General features: G+C 37.7%; 20 protein-coding genes, 2 tRNA genes and 1 pseudogene. 15 read left to right on the forward strand and 8 right to left on the reverse strand.

What is annotated here, in order from left to right; genetic code table 11:
- Positions 1-121: 121 nt before the first annotated feature.
- From UABAM_RS25960 to UABAM_RS26005, 10 genes and pseudogenes are all read left to right on the forward strand, one after another.
- Entirely contained in the window at positions 122-2,851 is a 2,730-nt protein-coding gene (locus tag UABAM_RS25960) for a HEAT repeat domain-containing protein (RefSeq protein ID WP_151970902.1), read from the forward strand.
- Positions 2,852-2,864: 13 nt separating this feature from the next.
- Entirely contained in the window at positions 2,865-4,700 is a 1,836-nt protein-coding gene (locus UABAM_RS25965) for an amidohydrolase family protein (protein WP_151970903.1), read from the forward strand.
- 139 nt (positions 4,701-4,839) lie between these two features.
- Entirely contained in the window at positions 4,840-5,652 is an 813-nt protein-coding gene (locus tag UABAM_RS25970) for a hypothetical protein (protein ID WP_151970904.1), read from the forward strand.
- 755 nt (positions 5,653-6,407) lie between these two features.
- Positions 6,408-6,659, forward strand: a complete 252-nt coding sequence (locus tag UABAM_RS25975; protein WP_151970905.1) for a hypothetical protein — start codon at positions 6,408-6,410, stop codon at positions 6,657-6,659.
- Between the two features lie 527 nt (positions 6,660-7,186).
- Positions 7,187-7,927 (forward strand): metallophosphoesterase family protein, encoded by a 741-nt coding sequence (locus UABAM_RS25980; RefSeq protein ID WP_151970906.1) that lies wholly within the window; start codon positions 7,187-7,189, stop codon positions 7,925-7,927.
- Between the two features lie 154 nt (positions 7,928-8,081).
- Complete coding sequence (locus UABAM_RS25985) at positions 8,082-8,261, forward strand: hypothetical protein (protein ID WP_151970907.1); 180 nt, start codon at positions 8,082-8,084, stop codon at positions 8,259-8,261.
- A 144-nt stretch (positions 8,262-8,405) separates the two neighbouring features.
- A pseudogene (locus tag UABAM_RS34285) lies at positions 8,406-8,720 on the forward strand (DUF309 domain-containing protein); the annotation flags it as partial.
- A complete protein-coding gene (locus tag UABAM_RS34290) occupies positions 8,636-9,088 on the forward strand; it encodes an RNA polymerase sigma factor (RefSeq protein ID WP_368239217.1) in 453 nt (150 codons plus the stop codon). The pseudogene UABAM_RS34285 and the gene UABAM_RS34290, both read left to right, overlap by 85 nt.
- Positions 9,089-9,096: 8 nt before the next feature.
- Positions 9,097-9,171: transfer RNA gene (locus UABAM_RS26000), tRNA-Ile, on the forward strand.
- A gap of 14 nt (positions 9,172-9,185) precedes the next feature.
- Positions 9,186-9,260 (forward strand) — tRNA-Ile (locus UABAM_RS26005).
- A 33-nt stretch (positions 9,261-9,293) separates the two neighbouring features.
- On the opposite strand, the gene UABAM_RS26010 is transcribed toward UABAM_RS26005, so the two are convergent.
- Complete coding sequence (locus UABAM_RS26010) at positions 9,294-10,523, reverse strand: hypothetical protein (protein WP_151970909.1); 1,230 nt, start codon at positions 10,521-10,523, stop codon at positions 9,294-9,296.
- Between the two features lie 649 nt (positions 10,524-11,172).
- On the opposite strand from UABAM_RS26010, the gene UABAM_RS26015 reads away from it, so the two are divergent.
- Entirely contained in the window at positions 11,173-13,407 is a 2,235-nt protein-coding gene (locus UABAM_RS26015; RefSeq protein ID WP_151970910.1) for a tetratricopeptide repeat protein, read from the forward strand.
- A gap of 24 nt (positions 13,408-13,431) precedes the next feature.
- Here the strand turns inward: UABAM_RS26015 and UABAM_RS26020 are convergent, their stop codons facing one another.
- From UABAM_RS26020 to UABAM_RS26025, 3 genes are all read right to left on the reverse strand, one after another.
- Positions 13,432-15,036: a hypothetical protein gene (locus UABAM_RS26020; protein WP_151970911.1), complete on the reverse strand. Its 1,605-nt coding sequence runs from the start codon at positions 15,034-15,036 to the stop codon at positions 13,432-13,434.
- 131 nt (positions 15,037-15,167) lie between these two features.
- Positions 15,168-15,296: a hypothetical protein gene (locus UABAM_RS34040; protein WP_261343914.1), complete on the reverse strand. Its 129-nt coding sequence runs from the start codon at positions 15,294-15,296 to the stop codon at positions 15,168-15,170.
- Between the two features lie 3 nt (positions 15,297-15,299).
- On the reverse strand, positions 15,300-15,698 hold the full coding sequence (locus UABAM_RS26025) for a hypothetical protein (protein WP_151970912.1): 399 nt from the start codon (positions 15,696-15,698) through the stop codon (positions 15,300-15,302).
- A 330-nt stretch (positions 15,699-16,028) separates the two neighbouring features.
- Here UABAM_RS26025 and UABAM_RS26030 point away from each other — a divergent pair, with 330 nt between their 5' ends.
- Positions 16,029-16,694, forward strand: a complete 666-nt coding sequence (locus UABAM_RS26030; protein ID WP_151970913.1) for a metallophosphatase domain-containing protein — start codon at positions 16,029-16,031, stop codon at positions 16,692-16,694.
- 17 nt (positions 16,695-16,711) lie between these two features.
- On the opposite strand, the gene UABAM_RS26035 is transcribed toward UABAM_RS26030, so the two are convergent.
- Positions 16,712-18,685, reverse strand: coding sequence for a serine/threonine protein kinase (locus UABAM_RS26035; protein ID WP_173013580.1), 1,974 nt, complete (start codon positions 18,683-18,685; stop codon positions 16,712-16,714).
- A 398-nt stretch (positions 18,686-19,083) separates the two neighbouring features.
- Between UABAM_RS26035 and UABAM_RS26040 the strand changes: the two genes are divergently transcribed.
- Positions 19,084-20,214 (forward strand): ankyrin repeat domain-containing protein, encoded by a 1,131-nt coding sequence (locus UABAM_RS26040; protein ID WP_151970915.1) that lies wholly within the window; start codon positions 19,084-19,086, stop codon positions 20,212-20,214.
- A 123-nt stretch (positions 20,215-20,337) separates the two neighbouring features.
- On the opposite strand, the gene UABAM_RS26045 is transcribed toward UABAM_RS26040, so the two are convergent.
- Positions 20,338-21,330 carry an RNA ligase family protein gene (locus UABAM_RS26045; RefSeq protein ID WP_151970916.1) on the reverse strand — a complete coding sequence of 331 codons (993 nt, stop codon included), beginning with the start codon at positions 21,328-21,330 and terminating at the stop codon, positions 20,338-20,340.
- Between the two features lie 377 nt (positions 21,331-21,707).
- Here UABAM_RS26045 and UABAM_RS26050 point away from each other — a divergent pair, with 377 nt between their 5' ends.
- Together UABAM_RS26050 and UABAM_RS26055 are read left to right on the forward strand one after the other, a co-directional pair.
- Positions 21,708-22,094, forward strand: a complete 387-nt coding sequence (locus UABAM_RS26050) for a response regulator (RefSeq protein WP_151970917.1) — start codon at positions 21,708-21,710, stop codon at positions 22,092-22,094.
- Positions 22,095-22,161: 67 nt separating this feature from the next.
- A complete protein-coding gene (locus tag UABAM_RS26055; protein ID WP_151970918.1) occupies positions 22,162-22,875 on the forward strand; it encodes a GDSL-type esterase/lipase family protein in 714 nt (237 codons plus the stop codon).
- Between the two features lie 26 nt (positions 22,876-22,901).
- Here UABAM_RS26055 and UABAM_RS26060 read toward each other — a convergent pair whose 3' ends face one another.
- Together UABAM_RS26060 and UABAM_RS26065 are read right to left on the reverse strand one after the other, a co-directional pair.
- Positions 22,902-24,404, reverse strand: a complete 1,503-nt coding sequence (locus UABAM_RS26060; RefSeq protein WP_151970919.1) for a hypothetical protein — start codon at positions 24,402-24,404, stop codon at positions 22,902-22,904.
- Between the two features lie 290 nt (positions 24,405-24,694).
- Complete coding sequence (locus UABAM_RS26065) at positions 24,695-25,450, reverse strand: hypothetical protein (RefSeq protein ID WP_151970920.1); 756 nt, start codon at positions 25,448-25,450, stop codon at positions 24,695-24,697.
- Positions 25,451-25,541: the final 91 nt, after the last annotated feature.

The following is a 25,541-nucleotide window of genomic DNA, read 5'->3' on the forward strand; positions in this document are numbered from 1 at the left end:
ACAAATTGTATCGATATTGGATTTCCATGTTTCGCATGTCATATTTTGCGTCGCTGTTGTGATATCGAAACTTCCGAAATTCATGTGAATAATTGTAATACAATCATTTTTGGAGAGCGGAATGAAAAAACTTTTCATGGTAATGGCCTTTAGTTGTTTGGTTATTGCACAAAACATTTCTGACAAACGCATTGTTGAGTTGCTGGGGGAACTTCCTACTGCTCCGGTGATGGAAAAAAGTTATATTGCGCGCGTATTGGGAAAATCTAAAGACGTAAAAGTTGTTCCTGCGCTTATAAAACTATTATCTGATGACAATATGATGGTTCGGTATTCTGCGATTTGTGCGTTAGGGGAATTAAATGCCCAAGCGACCATTACAAACATTGTTCCGTTTTTACACAAAAGCCAACCAAAGTATCTCCGCCAAGCAGCCATGAAAGCCGTAGGCGAGTTGAAGGCCGTACAAGCGATACCTGCGTTATTAAAACGCGTTCCTATCGAAGACCGCGGATCTCTTTATGGTCTTGTTAAATCGCCAGAGTTAGATGCGTTGTGTAAAATAGGACTTGCATTTCCTTCTCAAATGGTAGATCAGTTGGTCACAACAATACAAACGTACAAACCGAAACAAGATCTACAGACAATCGACGACTTCGTTCTACTTATCTTTTTTCACTATTTACCACATCAGCACAAATTACCTTTGGTAGAAAAGACCCAACAGCGCATACGCGAAATACTCCTCCCACAGTTATTCACTTGTTGTCGCGATACTCGCTCGTATGTAAAGAAACGCGCGTTAAAGATACTGCGTCGCCTCGCAAAACTTCCGCAAATGGCAATACCCATCTTTGAAGAACTCACCAATTCACCCGTTGCCGAAGTTCGGGAACAGGCAATTTACGCGTTAGTGGAAATGGGACAAGAAAACGCCTACTCTCTACTGTGGCCTCTGCTGAATGCAAAAAACAACACGATTAAAAACAACGCCTTAGAAGTTTTGTGTCACATACGATATGAAAATGCTACTTCATTTTTACTTGGTGTGGTGCAAAAATCTCCGCCTGAAATACGCGTACGCGCCATTGGAGCGCTCCTCAAAATAGATTATCCCAAAATGCAACATTTCATTACCAAAGAATTGATACCTCTTATTCCACACCCAAATAGAAATATTGGTTACTATATTAGCGATGTTTTGTACGAAAATAATCAAAAATTGAGCGATGATATTATCGTTGCCATGATGAAAAGCCGCAACGATAATGTTCGCGACGATGCCTTTGCCGTTATTACCTCACGCAACTATCGTGTTGTAGACGCGAGAATTATTCCGGAACTCCTAACAGAAATACACAAGGGAAAAAGGCATAACTTTGATGCCTTGTTTACACTCATGGCCATGAAAGAAGCTGCCACACCGGCAATTCCCGCACTAAAAAAAATGTTTTTCGAAAGCTACCAAAAAGAAGACTCATACTGCGACAAAATATGTGAAGTTTTTTACAGTATCGGTCAAAATGCCCAACCGGTGATCAAAGAACTCTTACTTCATAAAAGTGCCACTGTCCGAGGGTACGCGATACCTGCGGATTATATTACCTTTACCAAAGAACAGTGTAAATGGGTTGTACCTCTGCTACTGGAAGCATATCAAAAAGAGTCTACACATATCACCGGTATTCTGGATGCCCTTGAGGGAATTGATACGCCTGAGGAATTTGGTATCATCGAAATCATCGTTACCAGATTAAGAGACAAATCAAAATACAATAACTGGGACACAGTAGGTAACGTAGTGGGTATTTATCTTTCACATTTTGGTGCCGCATCCATTCCTCACTTACAAAAGATACTTCAAAACGAAACCCAGGATTTAGAACTTCTCGTTTTAGCGTTGAAAGCACTCCGCGATATCTTCAATTACAAAGTGGAAGAAAATTCTTCAGATAAATTTGCCATCATGTCCACGTTGTGGAAAGTGATGGAAAATCCCAATCCAAAAGTAAAGTTAGCCGCGATAGAGGCGATTGCCGCAGCATTGCCTTTCTCAAAAAAATCGTATTTGCTAGAGTTGATATCCTTAGTCACAAATGATTCCGGTGTCGCAATTCAAAACGCCGCGATACAAGCGATCGCAAAAGACCCACAAGCCGTAACAGCGATACCTTTTTTACTACAGATGCTACAACAAAAGGAACACCAAAAAGCCATCGTGGAAACTCTGGCAAGTTTACAGGAACAAGCGCAACAAGCGTTGCCGGCTTTAAATGAACTTTTTGCTGCAACAACGGAACCTAAAGACAAGAAGCTTATGGAAGAAGCGATATTGCGCATTGCAAAACCACCTTTGGCAATCAGCGACGATCCCACGGAATTTCTCACGCTATTACAAGATCTAAATCCACAAAGCGAAAATTCAAGAGTCATCAACGGTTTTGTTGCAAAAGGTCATCAAGTAATTCCGGTACTTATCGCCATTCTGGAACAAGAACAAAGTTTGGCCACACGTTACTACGCGGCAAAAATTTTAAGCCAAATCGGTTCGGAAACCAAATTAGCTCTATCAATTTTGTTAGCGACTCTTGCCGAAGAGTGTAACAAGAGTTACATTCACCCTAAAAGCTTGACCAGAGGTGCCTGCGGAACAGCGATGTTCAAAGTTTACAACGAATACCATTTTGGTAAATCTTTACAGGAATCGCTCATTCAATGTTTAGGAAACCTTGGGCAAGATGCGATGGCAGCGCTACCAATGATCACAAAAATGAAAACAGATGAAAACCAAAAAGTGCGTCAGGCCGCTATACAGGCGATTCAGCAAATTACCTTAGAAAATAAGAAATAGGTGAGAATGGATTATGGAAAGTCTTTTTAGAGCAATCACACTAATACTACTGTCTATTATTTGTTTTACCTCTGTGCAAGTTTACTGGGAAATAGAACTACCACAGAAAAACTCTTTTGATTCTCAAAAAAATTTTTGGGATGCGAACATGGGTAGTCCTGCCGCTCGTTTTGAATTAGCGAAGCGAACAGAACCAGAACTTATTGCGTTTGTACGACGTATGCCCAAAGGCGCCGACTTACACAATCATGCTAGCGGCGCTTCATTTTGCGAGTATGTTTTACAAGCAGCCCGAGACAATCAACTCAAATACAATAAAGACACTCAAAAATTTGTGGCATACCTAAAAATACGTTATCACAACGAAAGCAAAAAATTCGTATCGAATCAGATCGAAAAGTACGATAGCATTGCGAGTTTGGAAGTGGAAAACAGCCATTTCCTACCCACAAAAAACAATGCGGTTTCCGACAGCATAATCTTTTCCTATCACCAACAGACAAAAACCTTTGTTTCGCAAACGATACAAAACCCGCAAAATATTCACCACATTACCTTAAAAGACCAAAGCAACTCTTACGAATTTGCAGTAACACAGGATATTATTACGATAGATCATTTACAAAGAGACAGTTCTCTTCTCTCTAGTTTTCTCGATCGCTATAGTATGCGTGGTTGGTCAGAGGGAAAAAATAACGGCCATGATCACTTCTTTAAAATTTTCGAATATCTGGATAGTAGTCAACAGAGCAAAAAAGATGTGCTTGTTGAGATGATTCCGCGCAATCGTTACCAAAACGTTCAATACCTAGAAGTCATGATGAGAAGTTTTCCCAAAAAAATCGAAAAAGGTATCGCCAAAAAATTTGCCATTGATTTTGATATCCACAACTTAGATAAAATGTTTACTCATGTACAAGACATAGCCAAAGACTACAATATGCTTGAAGAGATCCGCGAATACATCAATCGTATCGACACAGATGTACAAACGTACTTAAGATTACGCTATCCTCCTAGTGATAATCGGGGAGATATTGTTATTCGCTATATGCATCAATTGAAGCGTTTTAAAAGTCCCAAAGATGTTTTTATTACCGCTTTTATTGCCGCAAAAGCCTCAAAGCTCGACAAGCGAGTTGCTGGTGTGAATATCGTGGCCCCGGAAGACTCACCTGCCGCCATTGTAAATTTTTCTCACCATATGAAGATACTGGGCTATCTATGGGAAAAAATGGAAAAACCTCGTTTTAGTTTACACGCCGGTGAATTGTCTCTGCGAGAATCCCCCGTGGAGCCTATGCGACACCACATTAGCGAAAGTATCCATATTGGGCATGCCTTGCGTATAGGCCACGGTGTTTCTATCGCCTGGGAAAACAATGTCGTTGGTCTTCTACAACATATGAAAGAGAGGCGAATTCTTGTAGAAATTTGCCTTAGCAGTAACGAATCCATTCTAGGTATCAAAGGTGATCGCCATCCTTTTATGATGTACAAAAGAGCCGGGATACCTATGGCAATTAGCACCGATGACGAAGGCATTAGCCGTAGCAATCTTACCATGGAATTTATCAAGGCAATTCGTCGTTATGATTTAAATTATTACGATGTGCTCACTTTGGTTCGCAATAGCCTGGAGTATTCGTTTTTAGAAGGTGAAAGTCTCTTTATCACGGGGGATTATTCTAAAATAAATCCACAATTTTCCGACGTCAGATCAAAAAATTGGCAAGCAAATGATCAGCAGCAACAAATCATGGAAAAAAACGCCAAATTAAGACAGCAGGTCAAACTTGAGCGAAAAATCGTCGCATTCGAAAAATTTTTATTGAGTGGTTTTAAGTAGATAAAAGTTCGAAACAGCTGCAATGCAAAAAATAGTGAGAAGTTTATTCATATCTTCACAAAACATAGGCGAATGACAATGAAAATAGGAAGATATGAACATGTATTTTTGACATCCCACAAACCAAAAGGTAACTGTAATGAGACATCGACAAGTAAAACATAAATCCAAAAAAACTCCCAAAGTCAAAGCGGGAAAAGTGCAGAGGAAGAATTTTCGCGATGTAAGGAATTCTCCAGATAAACAGTTTTTTATACACGTGGAATCTCCACGTTTAGGTTATGAACATTTTGTCTCACAACAAGATATAAAAACGTTTCTCAATATACTACCACAAAAAGAAACCATTATGTCTGGGCTCCAGTCTATTTGTTTAGTAGATCACGAACATTGCGACGGATGGTATGAAGACGGGAATATACACATATGTGCTTGGGAGCAAGAGATGCACAGAGTGTTTGATGCACTGCATTATGACGAGCACAAGGAGATATTGGCTGAGTTGTCCATTCCTTGCGAAAAAATTTCTGGGGAATTGATGCATCAGTTTGACATTGTCGATGTTACTGACTTATACGAAGGAGAAATTCCGTATCATATGGAAAAAGTGTTGTGTGACGACTGGCGGGAAGAGTTTACCTTTGATCTTATTCATGCCAGTGATTTTCAGTGGCAGATAAATAGAGGAGAGATAGAACTGTATACGGCAATGATCTCCGAACAAACAATTGATATCTATTCCGTAGACTATCTGTGCAAGTTTACCAGGGAAACGATCAGAGACTACCAACTTTTGCATATTTTATTACATGAACTTGGTCATCACCAAGATTGCACGACTACCCCAGGTAAAGGATATCTTATTCGCGGCGAAGAATATGCCGAAATATATGCGAGAAAATATGAAAAATCTATTTGGGATACTTATTTTGCCGTGTTTTACCCCAATTGAAAAAATTGCGTGATGAAAAACCTCCGATATACACTCCCTGATAACTGAGTTAATTAACTTTGCCGTTTAGAATCAAAGTGCTGTATAAAAGACTAACGGTAAATGAATATTTTATGAAGGAAACAAAGACAGTTATATTCTTAGACCTAAAACAGAAATTGATAAGCTAAAATAGAAACTACACAAGGAGTTCACATTACAATGAATAATATGATGAACGAGGTATTTTAATGTATAAATGGCTAGAAAAACACAGAATGCGATTGTCTGTCTATTTTCATTTTGTGGTAGTATATTTTGTCATAATTTGTGATTATGAAAACGTATACCCGCAGTCACGTTGGCCAAACATTCCATGGGAACTATTCCCCCATGTTGGTTTCTTCTTATCAGGAATAGTCACTTTTTTAACAACTCCACCTACCTTTATTGTTATCGCTCTTTTTCTTTTTTGTGATGTAAAACAAACCATCTATGGATTTACTGCTCATTTTTTTCTTGCGGGCTTTCACTTTTATGCACTGGCACTAGCCGTTTTGCGTCAATGAAAAGCGTAAATGGGAAGGCAATGAACTATAATCATGAAAATGATCATTACAACAAACACTAAAATAATAAAAAACAAAATATTGCGATACTTAGTAGCTATCATCGCGTCTCTTTCACTATAATTTTATTTGCATAATGTGTTTATTTAATCGATCTACAAACCATGCGTATCACTAAAAACTTCATTTGCTACAAGGATATATAATATGTCAAAGAGTTTACAAGATTTGTTGATTGATTTAGATAGAGCCATACACAAATTATCATTTAAGAAGTTAGCTGAACACTACAGTTGTCCTTGGAATTATCAACAAAAAGAAATACAAAATATATGGCAACAAATTATTCACCCCTGTCATGAGGAAGAACTAAAAAAGTTAGTCGAACGCGATGACATAAATATAAAAGCTAAAAGAGTTTTTACTCATGCTCTTGACGAGTGCGGAAAGAAACGTTAATCCTCATTGTAAATTTACTAACTTTTTTCTCGAATAGCATTCAGTTTTTTTTCTCTTATTCAAATGAAATTATTTTTTCTCCGTCGTAATTCCCACAACAATTCGCTTCTTAACTCCAAATCAAGTATTTTGCTTTTAGGTATTATCTTTTTTGGCTTTTCATCTTCATCTTGAGAATGCAAAAAACTTAGAAATAAATGTTTGGATAGATTCACTGGACACTCCTTGGCACTTTGGAATAAATCGGTAAACAAAATAATGCGAATTCACTTTTTATACTAAAAAACGGAAAGTAAAACGTACATCACATTTCTGTATTTCTGGAATATCTACAAATCAATTTTCCAAAGCACTATTCTTATGTAAATTTTAAATTGAAATTACTTATTTAGTTATCGACTTTTCGGGATCGAATTCGTATTCTAATTTTAACTAGCACAAGCCATAGCTACTTTACTTCTTTGTAAATAGTTCAATACTGTTGACAAAACTTTTCTTTAGACTTTTTCTTGATAAAGTAAATCAAAATGAATTTCACAATAAAAAACACATATACTATAGATGTCTGCGCTCCGCTAAGTCGTCAGGGAAAGCCTGCTAGTTATCAAGCGACGGTCACAATCATAGAAGCAGAAGGTGATGTACAATGTCCGATTATATTAACCAGTGATTTGCATAACAATACAGACTTGGTACTAAATCACCTGGAGGAAGTATTGCCAAAAGCCAAAGACTGGACTTTCATTAGCGCTGGGGACATGGCAGGTGACGGAAAAAAAGGAGGAGATGGAGATGCAATTCCTCATTTACAGTGGGCAAAGGGGTTGTTTCGTCGCGTCTATTTTGTCCAGGGAAATCACGACTTCAATTCTCCTCATGCTCAGAAGATGAAAAATTCAGATGGTACGTTGTGTCATCTTTCGCGAAGAAGACAGAATATTGCAGAACTTGGATGGATTGCAGGAATGGACGGCATTATTTCTTCGAAAAAAAAGCTACACCGCACACCGAAGAAAGAATACTTTCGAGAAATACAAAATTTAGCCAAAAAAGGTTTACAGTGGCTGGTTACCCACGAAGTACCTTGCATTCCTTCTATTTCCAAGCAAAAAAAAGGCTATGCACAATTGACAGAGATTGTAACGAACAGTAATATTCAATGTCATGTTTTTGGGCACTGTTATTTTTCGGAGTGGTATGGAAAAATTAAAAGCAGTTCTTTTTTTGGTGTAGATGGTCGCGTAATCTTATTGAAACCTAGGGAGTAAAATCCTCATAACCAATTTGAACTTCAAAATAAAACATACTAAAATTACAAGGTGCTGAAACAGTGATTATGAATTCAATGATAAATATATCGCAAACCAAAGATTACATCAGTATGAAGTAACAACTACTGTATATATAGTGAGCTAAGCAAACATGGAAGACTTTAAACAAATAAAACAAGCTTTCACAAAAATCAAAGAGTATCAACAGATGTTCCACCAACTACCACGGGAGAAACGACATGCAATGAGCCACCAAGAAATTGCCGATTATCTCGATACAAATCAAGAAATTGTAAGGCTTTTATTTCGAGGCGGTCATATTAAAAAATAGGGTTTGACGGAAAACATCGCGGAACAAAAAAAGCCTCGAAAAACCATGGATTCATGTAAAGTGGACATCCAAGCCTCAGTATAAAAGAACTAAACGAATTTTATAGGAAACGCTACTATGTCAAATTTATCTATTTGTAGTAAAATGCCTCGTTTAATTCCGGAAAGACCTTTTTCGCCTTATCGCTATGTAAATGGACTAAATCCCCATCCCATAAAAGATCCCAAAGGACACTCCTATGGAAGCCAAGAACCGACGTATTCTCTAGAATACCTTGATCCTGATAATTGGCAACAAAACAAAGACTATCTTTATGGAATCGATTTGTATCATCATTTTTATTTCTGGGAATCTCATGAAGCATGGGAAGGACTATGGAATGCCTACGGCCGAGAAACGATCCCCGGAAAATTTATGCAAGGTTTGATTCAAAATGCCGCTGCTCAAATCAAACTTCACAAAAAGCAATTGACGCACAAGAAATTGTTCAGGATATCTTTGCTGATGTGTGGCGAAACAAGAAATCCATTCATTCTCACGCTATTATCTGGACTATTGCCAAACGTAAATGCATCGATTTCTTCCGCAAAAAACGTACAGGCTCCTTGGAACATACGGAGTTTGGGAATACAGTCTTCCATTATGATGCTGTAGAACAACAAGAGTCGTTGGTAAATTTTCTACAAAAGCTGTCACCAAAAGACAAGGAGATTGTTTGTCTGTTATTGCAAGGTAATAAGCGAAAAGAAATTGCGAAAATATTGCAAATTTCTTCGAAAACAGTGGATACGCGATTACATCGCCTAAAGAAAAAATTGAATACTTAAGTAACACAGGAGCCTTAGCTCAGCTTGGTTAGAGCAAACGCTTGATAAGCGTTAGGTCGTAGGTTCAAATCCTACAGGCTCCAGTTTAAAACATATAGGAGCCTTAGCTCAGCCCGGTTAGAGTGAACGCCTGATAAGCGTTAGGTCGTAGGTTCAAATCCTACAGGCTCCAATTCATTACATTTCCCAATGCAATTGCATAATTTTATTTATCAAATATCTCCACCGTGGCTTCTCCTCCACCTTTGGGAATATTGACTTTTACAAGGTTGGGAAAAAACTTTTGCATGATGAGACCCAAATAAATTCTTGTCAGCCCAGGTAACTTTTCGTTTTGTATGATGTACAAACAATAGTTGCGTACGAGAGTATGTTGTTGACAGTTACTCGTTAGTGACCAGTTTGCGGCGCGAAATGTCGCTTCTTTAATGGCATTCATTCTATCTTCTTCCGTCTTTTTTGAAACCGAAAACTTTTCGATAGACCCCGCATAATCTGCGTACTTCAAAGCCTCTACTAGCTTTTTGATGGGTTCTATTCGTCCTGTGGCAAAAAAATCACACCATAGCATGTCTAACCCTGTAGGAGTAATTTCCTCATAGGGATCTGGCAAAACAAAAAGCTTTAGTAGTGTCTTATCTTTTTCCTCAAGTAGAGATGCCGCTTCTTTCTTTTTTCCCATGAGCTGAAGTATGAATGCCGCTTTTATCTTTACTTGCTTATTTGATTTTTTCGCTAGGCGATATAAGTGGTCTGCTAAATAGGTATTGTTTTGGAATATCTTATAAAAGAAATATATTCCCGCGGCATTGATTTGTTGGTGTTGGTCAATGAGGCTTGTGTATTCAACGTAAGCTTTTATCGCTTTGTTAGGAGAGGGGGAGTCATAGTATTTGAACATAAAACTTTCATATTCCTTCACGTCTTTTGGCTCGTTTCCGAGTTCCCATTCACGCAAAGTTACTTTCTTTGTTAACACACAGTCTTTTTTTGCAACGTGATCTCGGGCATGGATTTTGATTGTATACTCTCCCACAGGATCTTTTTCTTTAAAAGCCATTTTTATCAAGCTGCGTGACATCAAAAGAATATTTTTATTTGCGACTTTTTCTTTGTAGCCCAAGAGATTTTTCCTCACAGAATGAACATTCTTATCGGGCGAGATGAGTTGCATATCAAAAGAAATATTTGTACTACCATTTTTGTCTATGGCGAAATGACTAAAAAGTATCACTAGGTGAAACATTTGATGTCTTGTAACAAAGTCAACCTGAGAAATAGAAGGAACTTGACCAACGGGAACTTTGTGCCATGCGTCTATTTCTTGATCTACGAGAGAAGGAATTAGCAGTCCTGAAAAGGTACGTTCTTGTTGTGCAAAAATAGAAAGTGTGAAAAGAAAAAATATCATAAATTTTTTGCCATCTAAAACCATTTTCAAAATCCTTATAAAATAAATAAAAAATGCCTCGTATAAATTATACCACTAAAACTTTCCTACAAGTAACAGGTTATAAACAATATATACTGGTTTATAAAATAATCCGGCATAACTAGTACTTCGGAACATTAATTTGTAAAAATTGCCTAAGTATAGATATTCCCTAGCACTTGGCGCCCCCACAATCGGCTACGCCGATTACTCCCCCACGGGGGAGTTTACGTAGTTCAAAAAGTGTTGAAAAAACGCAACGTTAGTTCGAGCCACTTACACATGGTATAGATTACTTACCAACGTGTCGTTTTTTCTTTTACAAAGTTCTATACGTAAGCCCTCCTGTGGGAGGGCAGCCGGCGATTAGCCGGCGGGAGGGGCACAGCATATCACTAGAAATACTACATTTCCAGACAGTCCCAATTCTATAAAAGGTCCACTTCAGCTTGTCTTAGACAAGCTTAGTTATTATTGGTATTGGAATGGTAACTCATTCGAGATATGAAAATAGTAGTAAAAAGTAACATAAAATCATTACCAAACTGCTTCATAGCTTGTTAGGATACAAGTGGTTGGTAAAGGTAAAATCGTCTACTTGATCTGACCATTGTTATCCAAGAGTAAAAAAGTTAGATAAAAGGAGAAAGGCTTGAAATTTCAAACAACTATATCTATCAATCAACATCTAGCGCATATTTTTAACTGTCATCAAGCTGTGGTATTTTGTGGAGCAGGTATTAGTCTTGAACCTCCCGCGGGGCTGCCGGATTGGAATAGTTTACGCGATTATACACTCACGGCTATTGCGAAAAAAGATAAAGTTTTGCGCAAATATTTAAAGAGTTTATTATCCGTGCCGATGATTGCTTCTCCAGGAAAAAAAGGGATGACACCAGAGGTTGTTGCGTCTAAAATAGCCAAAAATTGCGAAGGCTATTTCGAATCATTTCGCGCACTGGAAGATGGTGAACCAAACACTAATCACCGGTATCTGGCGAAAATGGCCAAGGCGGGTTTACTAAAATATATTGTCACGACTAACTTTGATGCGTTCATCGAGCAAGCATTGCAAAAGGAAGGATTGAAGTATCAAGTATACAGTAGCGAAGAACAGTTTGCTTCATTTTCCTTAGAAAATGACGACGGTGTTCATCTTCTGAAGATACACGGTTGCATCCACCATCCTCAAACAATAACCGCGACTGTAGAACAAGAGGCGAAAGGACTTACTTTTTCCAAAGGGAAAGTTTTAGAGCAACTACTTAGGAGGTATCATTTTATTTTTTGGGGTTATAGCGGTGCGGATTTAAAAATAGATATCGATTATTTACGTATGGTAAGCTCGAAAGATAAAGCTTTGGGGTTTGTATGGAATTTCTTACAGGTAGAAGATTATAAAGAAAAAATCAATCCTCATGTTGCGCAACTTGCCCGTTTGTACGAAAATAAGGCGCATATCACCCATGGAAAATTGCCGGAGATCTTCGACCATTTGATTGCAAATGCAGATCAAATTGAGCGTACAATGTATAATCAGCAACAAGAAAAAGAATGGACACAGGACAAAAATGCAAAGTTACAACAATATCTAGAGAAATGGGCAAAAGATCACGTGACAAAAGAGGATGCTTGCTATATATTTGCCGATCTACTCAAGCATAGTGGAGAAACACAGAGCGCGTTAAAGTGCTATCAGTACACAGAATCTCTCTATGCCAAGGCCAAAAACAAGCATCGACGCGCGGTCACTTTGAACGATATTGCCTTAATCTACGATTTCACGGGAGACTTCACTAAAGCGTTGAATTACTACCGGCAAGCAGAAAAAATCAATCGCTCTTTAGGGAATGAGGGTACGGTAGCCGCTATTGCAAACAATATAGGTATGCTTTATAAAAATCAAGGAGATTACAACACCGCTTTAAAGTATTACGATAAAGCCCAAAAGGTATTTAAATCCCTGAACAATAAAGAGGCCTTGGCGCCACAACTCAATAATATAGCGACCATTTATAAAATTCAGGGCGAATATGATCGTGCATTAAAAAACTACAAGGAAGTGGAAAAAATTGATCGCTGTTTGGGAAATAAACAGGGTCTTGCCAATACTTTAAATAATATTGGTAGTATACACGATTCGCAGGGAGATTTAGATACAGCATTAGATTACTACCAACAGGCACTAAAAATAGATCGCGCTTTAGGAAATGTAGAAGGTTTGGCGATTCGCCTCAACAACATTGGGATGATATATCATTACCTCGAAGAATATAAAGAAGCTCTTTGCTATTTACAAGAGGCAAAGGAAATAGAAAATTCTCTTGGAAACAAACAAGGGGTTGCAGATTCATTGAGTAACATAGGTGTCATTTACGAAACTTTGGACGATTATGACATAGCACTACAACATTACCGTGAAGCAGAAGAAATTGATCGTTCATTAGGTAATAAGCAAGGACTTGCCACAAGATTGAATAACATTGGTGGTATTTACGATTTGCATGAAAAGTACCAGGAGGCACTCCAATATTATTGTGAGTCAGAGCAAATTAGTCGTTCCCTAAATGATGTAGAAGGATTGGCGACCAGTTTGAACAATATAGGTAGTATTTACAACGCTCTGGGAAATGATCAAGAGGCATTACAGTACCTACAAGAAGCTCTAGAAATTACGCAAAATATTGGACATATTGAACTCGCCGCTTTGTGCAGCAAAAACATCGGTATGATTTACAACGATAACCTCATGGATTACCACACAGCGAAGAAATACTATGAAGAAAGTACTAGCCACTACTTCGCGTTAGGTGATGATGAAGAAGTTTTAGAATTACAGCAACTGATCATAAACTGTAGTAAAAATATAAGCTCTAATCCAAATTAGAATTTTATGGAGATTCGGTGTTGATTAGGAAAGAATAGGTAATAAGTAGCGGCCTTCAAATCTAGTTCCTGTTTTTGTCTTTACCTTTACTTTTAATTGCCAATATCTACAGCGCAACTCTTGAAACATCACTTCTAGCTCTTCTTTTGGTAGGGTAAAATTTAGAGGAATAGCTTCTGTATGTTTATGAGCGTTTAGCATAGTAAAGTGATCCAAATACACGCGAGACTTAAGAAGACTTTGTTTAACATCACCGTTACTGTCTATTTTTTCCACGATAGTTTCTTCGACACACTCCAGAAAAAAGTTAATCTCGGCGATAGAGTATAGCTTTTCACATTCCCATAACAAATTCATCTCTTCGCCACATTGAAATGGATAACAAGGAAAATGTAGATAGGTTTTTTTAGAACAGTTACGTTTATATCTATACGCTGTCTTTACGACAAAAAACAATAGAAATATGCTCGCAGTAAGTATAATGAAAACATTTTTTTTCGCTGAAAAAATACAAAGTGTGGAAATCCATATCCCAATAAAATCATACAAGTGATCCATTAATGAAATAGGCAAAGCTTCGACACCTTTTTCTGTCCATGGTTTTACTTCTCCATTTTTACCAAATACTCCGTGGTATTTTGAGTATTCGTATAGTGTTTTCGCAATCACCATTAACCCAACAGGAAGAATAAAATAGATAACAATCGCGATGAAACGCAGGAGGTTGACCGAAAGATTTGACGTTGTAAGATTCAAAATAGTCAAGAGGGTCCAAGCAAATCCCAATAAAAAGATAATACCCGCGGCAAAAGAAATATTTGTTTTGTCTTCCTGTAAACACAAACTTTTGTGCATAGATGAACGCGAAGATACCGCACGATGGTCTACGGTATGTTGAAATCCGTTAGAATAATACGATTGGGAAGTTTGTTCTTTTTCTGATTTTTGCTGCTCTTGTTGTTCCTGTTGCTCTTGTTCTTCTACTGTCTTGTATTCTATGGGAAGAAAATAGGTCGCACGAAAATTTGAAAAATGCCCCTCACTATATGCCTCAATTTGCCAATTTGCATTCGGAGGATACAGGATATCGTCAAATTTTTCCTCCGGCATTTTAAATGAAAAAGATTGTCGGCTAAATACGTCTTTCAAAACCAATTTGTCTTCATAAAGAATAGTTCCTAAACGGTTAACATAACGCAAGCATACTGTAAGGTCCGTAAAGTTTCTGCCAGCAAATTCGATATCCCCCTCAATAGAGTTGCGAAAATAAATAGGGGCTTTTTTGAGATGTAAAAATGTTGTCCCATATTTATATAAACGCGTGACTTTTTGCATTGCCAAGCTCAAAAAAAACAAGGAAATGACAGCTAGAAGCCCTATAGTACCCAAGAAAGGAAGTAGAAAGATATAAGTGACGGGGTCCCACTCTACGCTATGATTTAGGAATATAAAAAATATCAATGCGAACGCGGAAAATCCTATCACATTTTTGATATCTTGCCACATGGACGTTCCGTATCGACCTTTTATTTTGTTATTTCGGCAAAGTTCGAGTGCATTAGGATAAGGATAATGGCGAAAGATGTAAAAAAAATCAGTTGCTTTTGTTGTGGATATTTGATGTTCCAATTTTTTTTCCTTTCGCGGATCTTAGTTTTGAAGAGTTTGTTTTTTATTGTGGTTGCCATACCCAATTTACCAAAGAAGAGGTAGTGTATCAAAGAGAAAGATACAAACAAGGTGTGTACCTTTTTAGTTTATTAGTAACTATCTTCGTTTTTTATACTCAATGTAAGAACTTTTAAAAAAGCGTCAAAATCATTGTGGTAGTACCGCCCACTAGCGACCAACTGTAAAATTAGAATTGAACCGTAAAATGTTTTCTTCATGAGTTACTCCCCATTTTGTTCCGCAATGTGCTTTTCGTATGCTTGTATTTTTTGTTGTATAAATAGGTCACGTCGATCTACAGGAAATTTGTTTTCCTGCTGACTATAGCGTAATTTTTTGCCTTTAAGACTCCAGCAAATATAATATTTATAGCCAGTTCCTTCAGTATTATTGTTTGCTTTTATAGCTTGATCACAGACAAAGATAAATTGTACATACTCTTTTTTTCTAAATCTTATGTTGTACAATTTGAAGTTATCGAACAATACCTGGAATTTATCCGTTTTTTCAACGAACCCAAATGTACTCACTACTTGGTTTTTTGCCACCCAAAATAGCATGTAGCACAAAAGAGCCAATGTCAACAGAATAACGCTTGAGTAAAATGCGAACTTTTTCATGCTTAACCCCGTTCGATATAATCCACTTAGAAAAAAATCTAATTACTTTACACTAAACTAACTAGCGCTGTATTTCAAGCCGATTTTCAAAGTAGCCACCTTTCTAGAAGTTAACAGTGCTGTAGCTGATAGACTTTGTATAATCCAATTGCAAAACACTTTGGACATAAACAAACATAAAGCATTATGTTTTAATAGTATAATATAACTCCATGAAAGGAATGCGGATGATTTTATTTCGTATGATGAATTTGTGCAAGAGATTCGCAAATTTGAAATAAAATTATCATCTAAATATTGATACAATAAGTTTTTGTAAGGAACAATAAATTGAGAATTGTTGCTGTTGCTGACACCCACACATTTGAAAAAAGTTTGGGTGAGCTTCCTGATGGAGATATATTTATTCATGCGGGAGACTTGCTTCGTAAGGGCTCTCTGGATGAACTAGAGAAAGTCTCCCCTTGGATCAACTCATTACCTTATAAATACAAGATCATTGTGGCAGGAAACCACGATAGGTGCTTTCAAGAAGATAGTCTACAAGCATGTGGGCTTTTAAAAAATGTCATTTACCTTGAAGATAGCGGTGTGACCATTGAAGGCATAAATTTTTGGGGGAGTCCATGGCAACCACAGTTTCACGATTGGGCGTTTAACTTACCACGCAATGCTCTCGATGAAAAATGGTCTAAAATACCTAGCAATACACATGTGCTAATCACTCACGGTCCTCCAAAAGGTATAGGTGATGGTCTAAATTCTTCTCAACGAGCTGGTTGTGAATATTTGCGTAAGCGTGTCGCAAATATTCGTCCCGTATTACATTTATTTGGGCATATTCATCATGATGGAGGCGTGTGGTTTCATCAATCTACATGTTTTGCAAATGTAACCACCTGGGAGGCCGAAAGAATGCCGACTGTTTTTGATATAGATCCTATCGAGAAGATCATAAAAGTGGTGGACCTGCCCAAAAATGCTGACTACGAATAGAGTCTCCGTGGAATTACTCATCTTATTTTTAAACTGTTCAACGCCTTTTCGTAAGGAGAAAAGTACGCCTCATTTTCTTTTTCAGGATACATATAGAAAACAGTGTAGACATTTCCATTTGCCAGTTTGTAAAAAACTTTCGCATAGCGTTTGTCTTGAGGATTCGTTTTTACTTTTAGATGTACAAGTAACTCTTTCCCCCGTAATCCGTTGCCAGTGCGATGGGAAGATTTGACGACCTTGTATGTGTAAAAATCGGAAAAGAAATTATGCAAAGAGCTGCGGATAATCTCCGTCAAGTTTGATGAGGGAACAACCCAAAAATTAAACTGTATAAAGGAGGCCGCTCCTCTCCAATACTGCTTGGCGACTTCCGTGGGCGGTGTTTCAATTTCGTGCTTTATCCATGAACGATCAATTTTGTAAGTCGCATGGAAATTCTTTTCGTGAATTTCGTCTTGGAAAGTTCCTTCCGCTACCACCTGACCATAAGATTGAACAGAAGACATCGATTCTCGTAAAATGGTTAGTTCTGGAGCACTTTTTCTGCAAATAGCCGTGACGACATAGATGTAATTTACGTGTAGACAATAAAAAGACTCGCCATAGTATTCGCGATTTTCTTTGTACAATCGGTATGTGATTTTTTGCCCGCGAAGATTCTTTATTTTATGTGCGGAAACCTGCTGCCTTTGAAATTTGTAATGACCGTCAAATAGGCTTTTCTCTAACTGTGGCAGGAGGTCGCTCAATTTACTGCTGCTTGTACGGCAGAAATTAAAACACACATAGGTTTGCGGCAAGACTTCATAAATGACAAATTTAGAAGTGGGAAATTCTTGATGAAAATATACCGGCCAGTTCTTTTTCACTTGATAAGCAACTTTGTATGGTTTTTCTTTTACCACAAACCACGAAGCGTCTTTGGCAACAATCGGATTTTGCGTATTTGGCAACTTGGGCAACTTGGACGATTTGGCCGACTTGGGCGATTTTGGCCGTTGTTCGCTTTGTGTAAACAACACACTGGCAATGACACCTAAAAGTATCAATACACCGCAAAAAACAGCTGTCGTCACAGGAAAACTTTTTTTTCTCGGTTTTGCGAAAATGGGTTTATTTTCTAAAAAACATTGTATATCCTCTGCCATTTTACGCGCAGAACGATATCGTTGTTGAGGATCTTTATGCAAAGCTTTCATGCATATGGTGTCCAAATCTACAGATATCTTTGGGCTTACCTCCCGAAGCGATTTGATATTTCCTTCGAGTACATTGCACATGAGCGAAACGGAAGAATTGCCTTGAATGGCGGGTGTTCTTGCCAACATCTCATACAGTATGGCTCCTAGAGAATATATATCAGAAGCTTTCGTGACTTTCGCGATATTGCCCTCGGCTTGCTCAGGAGACATATAACGCGGTGTTCCTATGACCGTTCCGTCTTTTGTCATTTCTGGCACATCCACGTCTTTGGCAAGGCCAAAATCCATCACAATCGGTTCGCCACTGCAAGCTTCCATCATAATATTGGACGGTTTTAAGTCGCGATGAATGATGTTGTGTTGATGGGCGTATTCTATGGCCAGCGCTATCTTTTTTATTGTTTCTAGAGATTTTCGTTTTGAAAAACGCGTTGTTTTTAGGCTCTGGTCCAGTGAGACACCTTCGATGTAGTCCATTACGATATAGTCGATATTGCTTTCGGACCCCAAATCGTGAACGGTGATGATATTGGGATGCTTGAGCTTTGCCATCAAACGCGCTTCGCGAAAAAAGCGATTGCGTTTCTCCTCAAAAGTTTGAGCCATCATAACTTTAATCGCCACTGCTTTCGCCAGCCGTGGATGATATGCCTTAAACACCTTTCCCATACCACCCGCTCCGATTTGTTCCTTGAGGGAATAAATACCTAACTGGGTGATGCGGCGATTTGACTTTAAATTAGTAATTTCCAGCAAATCATCATCTTTTCTCTTATTAGATGACATATTTTCCATATCCTACAAAACTAGGCGACAAGAATTTTACCACCGCCGTGTTATCAAAATAAATCTTTCGCGGAACAGACAACCCACTTATATAGTAAATCGATTATGCCATTTATCGCTCAAGATATCAACTATTACAGAATCAAGTGACACGCGATTTTCCTCATTTTGTTATAGATAAGAACTTTGTCGATGGTGTTAAGCCCTACATAATAAACGCACGTTTTATAGACATGTAAAACCTCCCAAAATAAATTTCAAATTCTTTGTCACCTTTTTTCATTACACCGCCAATAACTATTTAGAACCACCGAGTTGTGTCCGCGATTACGTTTAAACACAATAAAAAAGACACGACAAAGACCTCATAAACATACTTTCAAATACAGGAGAATATTATGTCTAACTTTACAAACACATGGAAATATTTCATTTTATCGATCATTTTGACACTGTCTCTAGTGGCACAACAAAATTTGTTACATGCGATACAAAATAACGACATCAACGCTGTAGAGAATATCGTTAGACAAGTGAAAGTAAAAGAGATCGATTCTTCGGCACTCATTTTAGCCATACAACAAAAAAAGACAAAAGTGGCACAAATACTCATTGATGCAGGGGTTGACGTAAATGCCCCGACCAAAGACCACTTTGGCAACACCGCACTTCTTACTGCTGTGGCAATGCAAAATATCCAAGCCACACAAATGCTATTGACCGCCAAGGCTAATGTAAATTACCAAAATAAGCAACAATATACCCCACTGTTACTCGCGGCCCTCAATGGCAATATTATGATTACAAAACTCTTATTACAGGCCAAAGCAAATGTCAATTTAAAATGTAATGCCGGAACCCCTTTGTTATTTGCGAGCTACAAAGGGTATAGCAAGGTCGTTGCACAACTCATTGCCGCCAAAGCAGACGTGAATGTTGTAAATAGTGATGGTGAAAGCGCTCTGATGCTCGCAGCGGGATTAGGATATAATAACATTGTCCAGCAACTACTCGACAACAATGCCGACACGTCCATAAAAAAGGATCATGGTTTCGATGCATTGTCTCTGGCTTGTACGAATGGTAATTACGATGGTGTGAAAATGTTAATCGCCGCCAAAGCGAACATCAACACACAAACCAATGCGATGTATACACCTCTTGCTTTGGCAACAACAAAAGGCGACGATAAAATGGTCAAATTGCTCATTCAAAATAACGCGAATGTCAATCTCCAAGAACTGTATGGCCATACGGCTCTTATGCTCGCGATCTGGAAAGGGCATGTCAAAATTGGAAATATGCTCCTCGCTGCGAAAGCCGACATCAATGTAAAAAACGTTCAAGGAGAAACCGCATTTTCCATTGCTGTTGTGAAAGGCTATAGCAAGTTGTGTAAAAAACTGATATCTTTGGGGGCAAATGTAAATACACGCGACAAAAAAGGTATAGCACCCATAGACATTGCCCGCAAATACGGACACAAAGGAATCATACGTTTACTAAAGAAACATGACGCCCAACAGTAATTTTCGACGTAATCTTCCTTATCAAATAGCAAATTCAAATTAGAATGTAGCACTTATTGCAGTTGATCAAAACAATTCTTATTTAAGAAAATGATTATGGGATGGCAATCCGACTGGCAAAGCTCAAAATTTATTGGCAACAATATCTGTAAAGTTTTCGGTGATCAGGGCAGCACAGGCGGTATTTGTTTGTTTTCTTAGCTTTTTCTGAGAAAATTTATCTAGTTTTTCAAAATCTAATTGATAGGTTTTGTTAAATTCATCCCATACATCTCTACTTAGTTCTTTCATTAGAGTACCAAAACTATTTTCGCTAATTTGCTCTATTTTTGAAATGACATTGCGTAATCTATTTGCCGTAACGCAGGAAAGCAGTTCTCCTAAGAGAGTATTGGCTTCTTCGGACAAGTCCACTTCGTCCACTTTTACTATTTTCTTTTCTTCCCATCTTTCATTCTTGTTTTTCAAAACCACGCGTTGGAAAGTGGAAAAAAAACTGCGATCATCTGAGCGAATAATCACACCTTCGCAAATATTATCTTCCATTTCAGGCAGCCCGAGACTTGCGGGAATCGTAGTGGGAAAAAAGTTAGGATACTTCATACATTCTTCAAAACTACCAGAGAAAAGCGTTTTGGCGTAAAAAAATCCAACCTCCGCAAATAGTTTGTTGCTTTCCCGAACAGAAATAAATTGCTCATCGGCCAAAATATCAAACGCACAAAACTGCAAGTGTGGACTATAGTAGATTTTCTGTTGAATAATAGGGACTTCCTTATCTTCTGTCGTAGAGGGATGTGGATAAAACCCACCAAAAAGTTCACCAAAAACAGCTACTTGGGTAATGCCTTTCTCTTGCAAAATGTTATATAGTCGTGTAACTTTTTCCTGACAATCTTGTTGAATGGCACTATAGTCGTAAAAATCTCCCTTTTCGGTAAAGCCTTTTCTTCGGCCATATTTCACTTCTTTCCCATCGCACCATAAGCTAAAATTGGCTCCATGTATCTTTTCTTGTACGATGAAAGAACCACTTGTACGTCTTTGCGTAACAAGTTTATTTATATACTTTTGAGATGAAGTGTTTTGAATACTTTTATAGTGTTTGAATTCCATATTTGTCCTAGCAAATCAAATGTTACGTAAAGTTTATAGATATAAATTTGTCCTTTCATAATAGAATGATGTTTTGTTTAAATCAATTACCTGTATCTAATTTTTCATTTAGCTAAAAATATTAAAAACAAAATTGTGTATAATGGCTGATTATATAACTTTCTCACAAAAAAATTTTGTTGTATACGTAACTATATGGAACTTCGGATATAAAATTCACAAGAATTTATCCGCAGAAATGTTTACCAAATGTAGGTTATAAAATGAAGAATAAACTAAGGGATCAAGTACGAGACAAAACTATCAGGATTTAGCGATTTAGTTTTCGAAAAGCAAGAGAAGCTAAAATTCCAAGATACTCATCCTACGAGGCTAATATGAAAATTTTATATGTAGAAAACAACCCATCATTTGCCGATGTAGTTTGCAAATGTTTTCTCAAAAACTACAATGTCACTATCGTACCAACAGTTCAAGGCGCAAAAGAACTCATCGCCAAATCTAATTTTGACATTTTACTAGTAGATTACGATTTAGATGATGGAAAAGGCAACGAATTTATTGCTTATGCAAAAAAACAAAAACACCAAAGTTTTATCATCGCTGTTTCTTCACACAAAGAAGGAAATGAAAGACTAAAGGCTGCGGGAGCCAACTGTATATGTGCTAAAGCACAGTTCGATCATATAACCGAAATCATTGATTACGTCGCCTCAGATCAATTACATCGCATACAAGACTATCAAACAGACTTTAGGCGTTAGAAATACAACACAGTAAACATTGTGATTTTTAAGAAATTTTGTACAAAATTGGACCATTGGGTGCTCTATGAAGAAAAAAAGAATATTGTATATCTGCTGCGTCGTTATACTTCTTACTATTGCCGGGTACTTTGCTGCAAAAGCATTTATGAGAAGTATTTCGTTTTGGGAGTCTTCTATTGTTGCATTTGAACAGCAAGATCAAAAAAAACCACCAGTACTTGGTGGAGTCGTTTTTACAGGCAGCTCAAGTATTAATTATTGGAGTTCTCTGCAAGAAGACATGAAACCGCTACCTGTTTTAAATCGCGGATTTGGTGGTTCTTATATGCACCACTTAACTCATTTTAGCTCGCGCATTATTCTATGTTACCAACCGAAGGTTGTTGTGATTTATTGTGGTGAAAACGACATCGCGGACTCCATATCTCCCCTTCAAGTCCGCAATGAATTTGAAAAGTTGGTGAACATTATCCACAGCAATTTACCAAAGACAAAAATAATTTATGTTTCCATAAAGCCACCGATTTTACGTTCTCTATGGCGTAAATCCTTCGCGGAAGCCAATCAAAAAATAGAAGAATTTACCACCAAAAAAGACAACGTTTTTTATGTGGATATCGTTTCCGCCATGTTAGACAAACAAGGAAAAGTTAGGTCAGAGTTATTTACTTGGGATCGCATTCATATCAACGCAAAAGGCTATCAACTGTGGACTTCTATTATTAAGCCGCAAATTATACGTGTAATGAATGGCAAATCTCTAGATGAAAAAGAATAGCAGATGTCGTTTCATTACCCAAGTGATCAATTGCTAGAGTTCATCTTCAAAATTAAATCGTGGTAGTCATAAGAAAAAAGGGTGCTTTTTTTTCCACGCAGTCCATTTTTCCCTACCGCCCATATGGTAACGGGAAAGTGGCCCTTGTCTCGTTGTTTTAAAAATTTTTCCGTATAAAATCCGGGCCCATCAGAAAAGGTAAGTTGTGGACGAGGAACAGCAATACGTATATTACCTTCCGTTGTTAAGTGCATTATATGGCCGTGTATCGCAACGACTAATTTTGCCTGTACCGGGCGACCATCTAGCTCTGTGACAAAAATATCTAGGTGGTTATCTTCTCCGTCTTTAAAGACTTCGCGAGAAGGAATGGCGTTTATCAATAATGCCGGAAAATAAATAGGAAATAAAAATGTACTACTTGGCGGATCTTGCTCAGTGGTTGTGAAATCAATTTTAATATACACATTTTCGTTTTTCTCAGACATATTGTATTGCTGTGCTAAGGAAATGGAGTTTTTTTGTAATACAATCTTTGATAGGTCAAAAGAGAACTGTGCTTTTCCTTGGGTATTGGTCAAAAGTAAACCATTGTCAATTTCTTTTTCATGAGCAAAAGGCGAGAGATGTATATTTTCATTTCCTAAGCTCGTCATAGGTTGTGAGAAAAAATTTGTAGTTTGATCCGTTTTTTTTATTACAAAACTCACGGAGTATCTTAAAGAACTTTGAATTGCCTCCCCTTCAAGATTACCAGTAAATACCTCCAATTGCGGACGATCTCCGTATACAAAGTAGTCTTTAGTTGACGTCAATTTGATATGACCACTTGCTAAGTTTTTTTGCCGTGAGGTATTGCGTGCTTGTCGCAATTTTTGATGGGAATTTAGACTTGCAATTTGACCATTATGTATGGTGATTACCTTTTGAAATTCTTTATGTCTTATGACAAAACTACTTCCGTCGAGTTCTTTAGGATTCAAGATTGCGCGAATATCAAGAATGAGGTTACCTTTTGTATCTGTGACTAATTTGTGCGTTTTTGATCGTGTATCAACAAAAATCGTTGACTTGGGGGATGGATATATATGGCTTTTTTCGCGAAACCGTAACCAGTGCTTTTGGATTTTCTGTCCCGTAGAAACAAGTTTACTGCGGTAGGCCACAGATTTTAGTGGATTCAACAACAAAAGAGGTACGGACGCAGGATGAATATGGTCTGGGGCAATAGGGATGACAAATAGAAAAGGATAAAAAGCGACAGATAGGGGAAACCAAAAAACCATTTCTGTTGCTTTGGCAGCGTAGGGAAATTGGTAGTATCCTTCTTCAATTGTTGTATAGTCTGCATTCGCTGTTTCATTTTCAGCAAATGCATGAATTTTTATTGTCACGTCGTCTAACTGTTCACAAGTTAGACCATGATTGCGAAACAGGTCAACGACAACTGTTTCATTCGCATTGTACAAATCTTTTGTGCAAGATATGGCAAACAAACAAAAAATAGACAATAACCATATAATTCTCATATTATACCTTTCACAATAAGTTCATAAACAAAACTTTCCGCTAAAAAAATTTTGTTTTTTTGATAAGATGATTCAGGCTTGTTTTTAATTGCAATTTTTGTTTGGTAGCAAATACAAATAGTTTCGCTTTTGTATATTTGAAACAAGTATTACTTTAGACGTGTTCAAAAAAAATATGATGGTTTTTTGTTAATAACTACCGCTAGTTCTTACAGAGTGTCGTCTATGACTATTTTCTGAACAGGTTTACATAAATGACACTGACAATGTACGGCAACATAGAGTGAACTTTAAAAATCACACTGCTCCTCAATCCACTGTTTCCAACTACTAGGTGTTCCGAACTTTTCTAACATATCACGCAATAGTAAATCATCATCAAAAGAGCACATAATCCACAAACGAAAAGCATCGACGTAACCCATATCCATTTCAAAATTATCTTCAAAATCATCGAGGGAGAGTTCATAAAACCAAGGCGGCTTTATTGAGCCAGCACACAACATTTTCGCCAGTGTTAACAGACCTTTTTCGGGATTGACATCACTCATCTTCCCCGTCTGTATTTCTTCCGCGATACCTTGCCACGCGTCAGGAATGTGAATATTGCTAGGCGTTTTTTCATTTTGAAATTGCCGCGAAAAAAACCAAAATTCTCTGGTGTTATACCTGAGCGTTTCTTCTGGACCATCAAAAAACCCCTTTGCCCACGGCCATGCGATTTCATTTTGCATTTTCAACCACGTGTTGTATGCCGCATCATATTCGATCACTCCCATGTCCAAAAGTTCTGGCGTTTTTTCTTTGTTGTAGTCGTCATAATCAGAGTCTGGATACAGTACCTGGTAAACCGAAGCTCCCCAATTGATGGGAGCTGGTCGGTGGCGTTTTAAATACGCCAAACGACTTTCTAGTTTTTTTGGTATCCTTTTGAGAAAATCGTACCAATCATAGCGGTACTGCTCTCCTGCTCCCATTCTCCAGCCAATGGTGTACCGCTCATAAGTGGGAAAAACTTCCCATGGAGGTTTCATTTCCTTAGACATAAGCTTTTACTCCTAACACTTCTGTTCATTTAAGATTGTTCTTCTCACTTGCAAAACATGGTATACTTTGTTATCGAATTCATTTTCGTAA

Origin of the sequence: Candidatus Uabimicrobium amorphum (assembly GCF_009002475.1) — a bacterium.
Classification (GTDB): Bacteria; Planctomycetota; Uabimicrobiia; order Uabimicrobiales; family Uabimicrobiaceae; genus Uabimicrobium; species Uabimicrobium amorphum.